This is a genomic window from Enterococcus alcedinis (genome assembly GCF_014635985.1).
GTDB classification, from domain to species: Bacteria; Bacillota; Bacilli; order Lactobacillales; family Enterococcaceae; genus Enterococcus_I; species Enterococcus_I alcedinis.
The window spans coordinates 21,570-28,352 of record NZ_BMDT01000016.1; the positions used below are offsets into that span (position 1 = coordinate 21,570).

Sequence of the window (6,783 nt, forward strand, 5' to 3'; positions counted from 1 at the left end):
TCCCTCTTATTTTCGTTATGATAGGTGAATACACTTATCACGAAATATAAGGGGGTTTTTTAATGGAAATTTCGGAATACAACAAGCCATCGTTTTTGGACGGTGTTAAAGCTTGTGTCCCGACGATATTAGGTTATTTAGGCATTGGTTTTGCCATGGGGGTTGTAGGAAAAGGCATCGGTTTAAGTGTCTTTCAAATATTTTTAATGTCACTGATTGTTTATGCCGGCAGTGCACAATTTATTATTTGTGGCATGTTAGCCATCCAAGCACCGATTTCATCGATTATTGTGACGGTCTTTTTTATTAATCTGCGTCATTTCTTAATGAGTCTGTCTGTGGCGCCTTATTTTCAAAAAGAAACATTGCTGGAAAATATTGGGATTGGCTCGTTATTGACCGATGAATCATATGGCGTGTTAACGACTTACACCCGTCAGAATCGTCCAATCAGTGTTCCTTGGATGAACGGGTTAAATTTATTAGCTTATGCAGTATGGGTGGTTTCCACTGTGTTAGGTGGTATCTTTGGTCGTTTCATTTCGAGTCCAGAAAGTTTAGGTTTGGATTTCGCGCTCGTTGCGATGTTTTTGGGCTTATTTTTATTTCAAATGGAAGCGGAACTTAAACGTGGTGTCAAAAAGACAATCACTGTTTTGGTTAGCGTCTGCTTCAGTTTATACGTTTTAATGATTTGGACAACGCCAGAGTTTGCGGTCATTGGAGCGACACTTATAGGAGCGACGATTGGAGTGCTGATGAATGACGAATGAGTATTGGATACTAATTTTAGGAGCGGGTGCTGTGACTTGGCTGCCACGTATTTTACCGTTTGTTTTTTCAAGAAATGTGACGTTTACGCCACGCTTTCGTCAGTTCTTAGATTATCTGCCATTATGTATTTTAGCCGCCTTACTGTTGCAAAGTTTATTGACGATTGAAGAAGGCGGTCTTCCAAGATTAAAATTACAAGAAACACTCGCTTGTATTCCCACATTTTTGATCGGATATTACACAAAAGATTTGATGAAGATCGTGATTACAGGTATTATAACAATAGCACTTATTCGATTAATCGGATAAATCTAGAAGGAATGAGGAAACAATATGAAAGAATTAATGGGATCAATTTTTAGTGGTTTAATTATTGATGAAAATGACAAAGCTTACTTTGTTCAAAAAGAAGGGATCACCTTTCGTTTAGATAAAGAAGAGGGTGAGCATAAACTGGGTGAGGCAGTCGAAGGTTTTGCCTATCAAAATCAAAACCAAGATTGGCGTATCACAACAATCTTACCTGAAAGTCGTAAAGGTCAATACGGGATTGGTGAAGTGACCGATTCGCGTCGTGATTTAGGCGTATTCGTTAACATTGGTTTGAAAGATAAAGATGTTGCTGTATCACTTGATGAGTTGCCGTTAATGCGTGAACTTTGGCCGAAAAAAGGTGACAAATTAATGATTGCCTTAAAAGCTGATGACAAAGACCGCTTATGGGGAACGATTGCCGACGAGAAATTTTTCCAAGCGATGGGACGTGCTGGTGATGAGACCTTTTTAAACAAAGATATTAAAGGGATGGTTTATCGCCTGAAAATGGTTGGAACCTTTATTATTACAGCAGATAACTACTTAGGTTTTATTCATCCATCAGAACGTTATCAAGAACCACGTTTAGGTGAAGAGGTTTCGGGTCGTGTAATCGGCGTTCGACCAGATGGTGTGTTGAATATTTCGTTAAAACCAAGAGCTCACGAAGCAATTGGAGACGATGCCTCAATGGTTTTAGCCTTTTTAACGAGAGCACCTGAAAATCAAATGAACTATACAGATAAATCAAATCCAGAAGAAATCCAAAAAATGTTTGGTATCAGTAAAGGTCAATTCAAACGTGCATTAGGGAATTTAATGAAGCAACGTTTAATTGAACAAAAAGATGGCATTACCCGTTTAACGAAAAAACCAGAAGAATCAGTTGACTAATCGATTGGATTTTCAAATAGCTGTTTATCCAGGGGGTATGGAGAATTTCGATCAGAAAATGACTAAAGATAATCAATAATTAAAGGAACAACGGGTTCTAATTGAGAATCATCGAGGTTAATTCTGAAAGATTCGAGTTGTTCGCTTGTTAAATGCTGTCCACTACTTTATAATAGTTCTTGTGTGCGAATGCAATACATTGGAATTATTATAAATAAGGGGGCGGAGCAAAATGAATATTGCCGATTCTTTAAAGAAAACAAAAACCCAATTACATGAATCTGGATTTAAATTAACGCCTCAACGAGAAGCGACCTTATTAGTCCTATTAGAAAATGAAAAAGATCATTTGTCTGCGGAAGAAATTTATTTTTTTGTGAAGAAAAAGAATGCAGATATCGGTTTAGCCACTGTTTATCGTACGTTAGAAATTCTAACAGATATCAAAATTGTCGATAAAATCAGTTTCGATGATGGAGTGGCACGCTACGATTTAAGAAAAGAAGGCGCAACTCATTTCCATCACCATTTACTTTGTTTAGAGTGTGGAAATATTGAGGAAATTGAAGAAGACTTATTAAGAGAAGTCGAAGAAATCGTTGAAAAGGATTTTTCTTTCTTCGTAAAGGATCATCGTTTAACATTCCATGGCATTTGTCGGGAGTGTCAATCATTGAGTAAAAGCGAAAACAAACTCTAAATGAGAAGTTTTCGCTTTTTTGCTGTTGTGAACTATTCGAAAGAGCCAAAATTTGGTATGATAGGGAGTTGAGGGTGGGTGAAGACATGAGAGAGCAAATCGAAGACTATCTGCATTATTTGACGATTGAACGAGGATTAGCTGAAAATACAAAAACAAATTACCAAAGAGATTTAGAACGTTACTTTGTTTTTTTACAAGAACAAAAGATCGTTGAGTGGCAAATCGTTGATCGTTTTCTAGTCATTGATTTTCTGCAAATCTTAAAAAACGAACAAAAATCACCGGCAACAATTGCCCGAATGATTACAAGTTTACGACAATTTCATCAATTTTTACGCCAAGAGCGATTTACGGATCACAACCCAATGCAGCATATTGAGATGCCTAAAAAAGCCCAGCGACTACCAGATACGCTCAGTTTATCTGAGGTTGAGCAATTGATTGAAACACCTGATACGAAAGAAATTTTAGGGATTCGTGATCGAGCGATTTTAGAAGTTCTTTATGCAACTGGGCTACGTGTCAGTGAACTCGTTAATTTGGAATTGAAAGATTTACACTTAAGTATGGGGTTACTTCAAACAATCGGAAAAGGTGATAAAGAGCGGATTGTGCCATTAGGCGATTTGGCTATTGATTGGATAACCCGTTACCTTGAAGAATCACGACCGCATTTAACAACAAAACAACCAGATGAAACCCATCTTTTTGTTAATCGACAAGGCACAGGGTTAAGTCGCCAAGGTATTTGGAAAAATTTAAAGATTCTTGTGCAGCAAGCAGGAATTCATAAAAATGTCACACCACATACTTTACGCCATAGTTTTGCGACTCACCTACTAGAAAATGGTGCAGATTTACGAACGGTACAAGAATTACTTGGACATGCTGATATTTCAACGACGCAAATTTATACTCATATTACGAAAAAACGAATGACCGAAGTTTATAAACAATATTTTCCAAGAGCGTAGGAGAGACAGAAGGTGACCAAATGCAAGAAATTCAAATTAAATTAGATGTTTTTGAAGGACCACTTGATTTACTCCTTCATTTAATTCAAAAATTAGAGATTGATATTTATGATATTCCAATTGCCGAAGTGACCGAGCAATATATGAAATACATTCGGACAATGAAGGAGTTTGAACTGGGTGTGGCCGGTGAGTATTTAGTAATGGCTGCGACTTTGATGGCCATTAAGAGTCAAACGTTGTTACCGATTGTTGATATTGAATATGATTTAGAGGAAGACTTTTTCGAAGAAGACCCACGCGATGCTTTAGTGAACCAATTGCTTGAGTATCGAAAATATAAATATGTGGCCGATCGTTTAGCTGAAAAAGCGGAGGAGCGTAGCCAATATTTGTCGAAAGATCCAATGAATGTTGATCAATTCAAGCAAGAAGAAGAACCAGTTTTAGCGAGTAACCAGCTAACGAAAGTTGATTTATTTTTAGCATTCCATCAAATGTTAGAGTCCAGAAGACAGAATACACCCACTCAAACAACGATTACCAATGAGACAGCAACGGTGAAAGAAAAGATGGACTGGATTGAGTCGCAAGTGAGACAACTTCATCCGAAAGTCGGCCGAACGCTAAGCTCGCTTTTTAATACATATAGTAAAACAGAAATTGTCACGACTTTTTTAGCTCTACTAGAATTAATGAAGAATAAAAAAGTGCACGTTGAGCAAACAGAAAATTATCAAGAAATTATGCTTTATGCGGTAGGAGAACCAAATGAATAAATTAAGTGAACTAGAAGCCATTTTGTTTGTTGTGGGTGATGAAGGCATTCCATTAGAGGAGCTTAGTTATTTGTTAGAAATGACACCCGCTCGTGTGTATCCGCTGATTCAAGAATTAAATCAATCGTATACAGCCGATGAAACGAGAGGGTTACAAATTCTAGAGGTTGGCAATCAATTTATTTTGACAACTAAAAAAGAATTTGCTCCTTTATTACAACGTTATGCGCAATCGCCAATGTCGAACCGTCTATCAAAAGCCGCGGTTGAAACATTAGCAATCATTGCCTACAAACAACCAATCACACGAATTGAAGTTGAAAGTATTCGTGGAGTGAAGTCATCCGGATCGATCCAACGGTTGACTGCATTACAATTAATTAAAGAGCAGGGCCGAGTCGATGGCCCAGGACGTGCGATTTTATACGGCACGACCGATTACTTTATGGATTATTTTGGATTAAAATCAATGGATGATTTACCAGATATAAAACAAATGGAGGATGAATTATCTGACGAAATGCCAAAAGATTTATTTTTTGATCGTTTCAAAGATGAGGTTATGCATTCCAATAATGAGGGAGACGAATAAATGGAAAGATTACAAAAGGTGATTGCGCATGCAGGTGTGGCATCACGTCGAAAAGCAGAGGAATACATTTTAGCTGGGCGCGTGAAGGTGAACGGGGAGGTCATGCGTGAATTAGGTACAAAAGTCAGTGGACGCGATCAAATCGCAGTTGACGATATCCCTGTGTATCAAGAAGAACCGGTTTATTACTTGTTTTATAAGCCACGTGGTGTGATCTCAGCGGTGTCAGATGATAAAGGTCGGAAAGTAGTGACAGACTTCTTCCCGTCTGTTAGAGAACGAATTTATCCAGTAGGACGTTTAGACTATGATACATCTGGTTTATTAATTTTGACGAATGATGGTGATTTTTCACAAAAAATTACCCATCCAAAATATGAAGTAGATAAAGTTTACGTAGCAAAGGTTAAAGGAAGAGCAGATAATAAACAATTATTACCTTTAACGCGTGGTATAAAGATTGAGGGTCAAAAAATGGCTCCGGCTAAATTTCAAATATTATCAAACGACGTGAGTACAGGTACGAGTATCGTTGAACTAACGATTCATGAAGGAAAAAATCACCAAGTGAAAAATATGTTAAAAGCCGTTGGGTTACCAGTTCAGAAATTAAAACGTGAGAAGTATGGCGAATTAACCTTAGAACGACTAAGACCAGGAGATTACCGTGTTTTATCTAAAAAAGAAGTAAGCCAATTGTTAAACCTTGCGAAAAAAAGCAAGTAATTTTCAGAAAGCAAAAGGGTTGCATTCTTCACAAAAAAGAGTTAGACTTAGGCTGTAATAAAATAATATAAGGTTCGTCTTCAGGGCAGGGTGAAATTCCCGACCGGTGGTTATAGTCCACGACCTGCTTTTTTTCATTAAAAAGTGGCTGAATTGGTGAAATTCCAATACCGACAGTACAGTCTGGATAAAAGAAGATAGGGCGTATTTAGGTTGCTTTAATATACAATCTCGAATACCCTATTTTTCTGTATAGAAGAATAGGGTATTTTTTTGTAAATAGGGAAACTAAGGACGTTTGAAGATGATTCCTAAAAATTAGGAGGATTTTAGAATGAGTAACAAAGTTCAGAAAATGGTGTCAGTATCAATGTTTGCAGCAATGGGGTTGGTTTTACAATTTATATCATTCCCGATTTTACCAATGTTTCCTTTTCTAAAGGTCGATTTGAGTGATATACCTGTTTTACTAAGTATGTTTTTGTATGGACCATTAGCAGGGATAGCAACAGCGTTTATCCGCTCAACCTTGCACACCATCACAACGGGGATTTCACCACAAAATTTAGTCGGAGATGTCGCTAGTTTTATTGCAACGGTGGTATTCACGTTGCCAATTTACTACTTTTTCCGTCGAGGGACAGCGAGATTTAATAAAATCATCGGAACAGCATTCGGTATTTTATCGATGAGTATATTAATGAGTGTTGCCAACTATTTTGTGATTACACCGTTATATTTAATGTTCTTTGGAGTAACGTCAGATCAGTTTCTAGGAATGAGCTTAGCCAATTATGTTGTCATCGGCGTACTACCGTTTAACTTAATCAAAGGCGGCATTGTCACCTGTGTATTCTTAATATTACATGCGAAACTTTTACCGTGGTTAGCACGTAAACAGCATTTTAACAATCGACAATCGATTTAAATAAATAAAAAAACTTGAAGTTTGTCATTTGAAGTGCTCCCTGTCAAGTAGACAGTGTTAAAAACAAAAACTAATATTTTAGATTACGCATTCTCTTA

Annotated in this window: 9 protein-coding genes and 1 riboswitch; all 9 genes read left to right on the plus strand. The window is 37.2% G+C overall.

Annotated features, from left to right (window positions below; all coding sequences use genetic code 11):
* Positions 1-62 precede the first annotated feature (62 nt).
* The 9 genes from IEV09_RS12150 to IEV09_RS12190 all read left to right on the plus strand — a co-directional run bounded on the left by IEV09_RS12150 (position 63) and on the right by IEV09_RS12190 (position 6,685).
* Positions 63-773, plus strand: coding sequence for an AzlC family ABC transporter permease (locus tag IEV09_RS12150; protein ID WP_188368568.1), 711 nt, complete (start codon positions 63-65; stop codon positions 771-773).
* Positions 763-1,083, plus strand: coding sequence for an AzlD domain-containing protein (locus IEV09_RS12155; RefSeq protein ID WP_188368569.1), 321 nt, complete (start codon positions 763-765; stop codon positions 1,081-1,083). Before IEV09_RS12150 ends, IEV09_RS12155 begins: the two co-directional genes overlap by 11 nt.
* Before the next feature lie 24 nt (positions 1,084-1,107).
* Positions 1,108-1,983: a CvfB family protein gene (locus IEV09_RS12160; RefSeq protein ID WP_188368570.1), complete on the plus strand. Its 876-nt coding sequence runs from the start codon at positions 1,108-1,110 to the stop codon at positions 1,981-1,983.
* Positions 1,984-2,215: 232 nt separating this feature from the next.
* Positions 2,216-2,683 (plus strand): ferric iron uptake transcriptional regulator, encoded by a 468-nt coding sequence (gene fur, locus IEV09_RS12165; protein WP_245329697.1) that lies wholly within the window; start codon positions 2,216-2,218, stop codon positions 2,681-2,683.
* A gap of 86 nt (positions 2,684-2,769) precedes the next feature.
* Positions 2,770-3,660, plus strand: coding sequence for a site-specific tyrosine recombinase XerD (gene xerD, locus IEV09_RS12170; RefSeq protein ID WP_188368571.1), 891 nt, complete (start codon positions 2,770-2,772; stop codon positions 3,658-3,660).
* A gap of 20 nt (positions 3,661-3,680) precedes the next feature.
* Complete coding sequence (locus IEV09_RS12175; RefSeq protein ID WP_188368572.1) at positions 3,681-4,439, plus strand: segregation/condensation protein A; 759 nt, start codon at positions 3,681-3,683, stop codon at positions 4,437-4,439.
* Entirely contained in the window at positions 4,432-5,031 is a 600-nt protein-coding gene (gene scpB, locus IEV09_RS12180; protein WP_188368573.1) for an SMC-Scp complex subunit ScpB, read from the plus strand. Before IEV09_RS12175 ends, scpB begins: the two co-directional genes overlap by 8 nt.
* A complete protein-coding gene (locus tag IEV09_RS12185; protein ID WP_188368574.1) occupies positions 5,032-5,757 on the plus strand; it encodes a pseudouridine synthase in 726 nt (241 codons plus the stop codon). It abuts the gene before it with no gap.
* Between the two features lie 72 nt (positions 5,758-5,829).
* Positions 5,830-5,960: riboswitch (FMN riboswitch) on the plus strand.
* A 131-nt stretch (positions 5,961-6,091) separates the two neighbouring features.
* The gene (locus IEV09_RS12190; RefSeq protein WP_188368575.1) at positions 6,092-6,685 is read left to right on the plus strand and encodes an ECF transporter S component; all 594 of its coding nucleotides are present in this window, start codon (positions 6,092-6,094) and stop codon (positions 6,683-6,685) included.
* Positions 6,686-6,783 lie beyond the last annotated feature (98 nt).

Coding starts and splice junctions, on each gene's coding strand:
- IEV09_RS12150 (WP_188368568.1), top strand. CDS start 63: ATGGAAATTTCGGAATACAACAAGCCATCGTTTTTGGACGGTGTTAAA.
- IEV09_RS12155 (WP_188368569.1), top strand. CDS start 763: ATGACGAATGAGTATTGGATACTAATTTTAGGAGCGGGTGCTGTGACT.
- IEV09_RS12160 (WP_188368570.1), top strand. CDS start 1,108: ATGAAAGAATTAATGGGATCAATTTTTAGTGGTTTAATTATTGATGAA.
- fur (WP_245329697.1), top strand. CDS start 2,216: ATGAATATTGCCGATTCTTTAAAGAAAACAAAAACCCAATTACATGAA.
- xerD (WP_188368571.1), top strand. CDS start 2,770: ATGAGAGAGCAAATCGAAGACTATCTGCATTATTTGACGATTGAACGA.
- IEV09_RS12175 (WP_188368572.1), top strand. CDS start 3,681: ATGCAAGAAATTCAAATTAAATTAGATGTTTTTGAAGGACCACTTGAT.
- scpB (WP_188368573.1), top strand. CDS start 4,432: ATGAATAAATTAAGTGAACTAGAAGCCATTTTGTTTGTTGTGGGTGAT.
- IEV09_RS12185 (WP_188368574.1), top strand. CDS start 5,032: ATGGAAAGATTACAAAAGGTGATTGCGCATGCAGGTGTGGCATCACGT.
- IEV09_RS12190 (WP_188368575.1), top strand. CDS start 6,092: ATGAGTAACAAAGTTCAGAAAATGGTGTCAGTATCAATGTTTGCAGCA.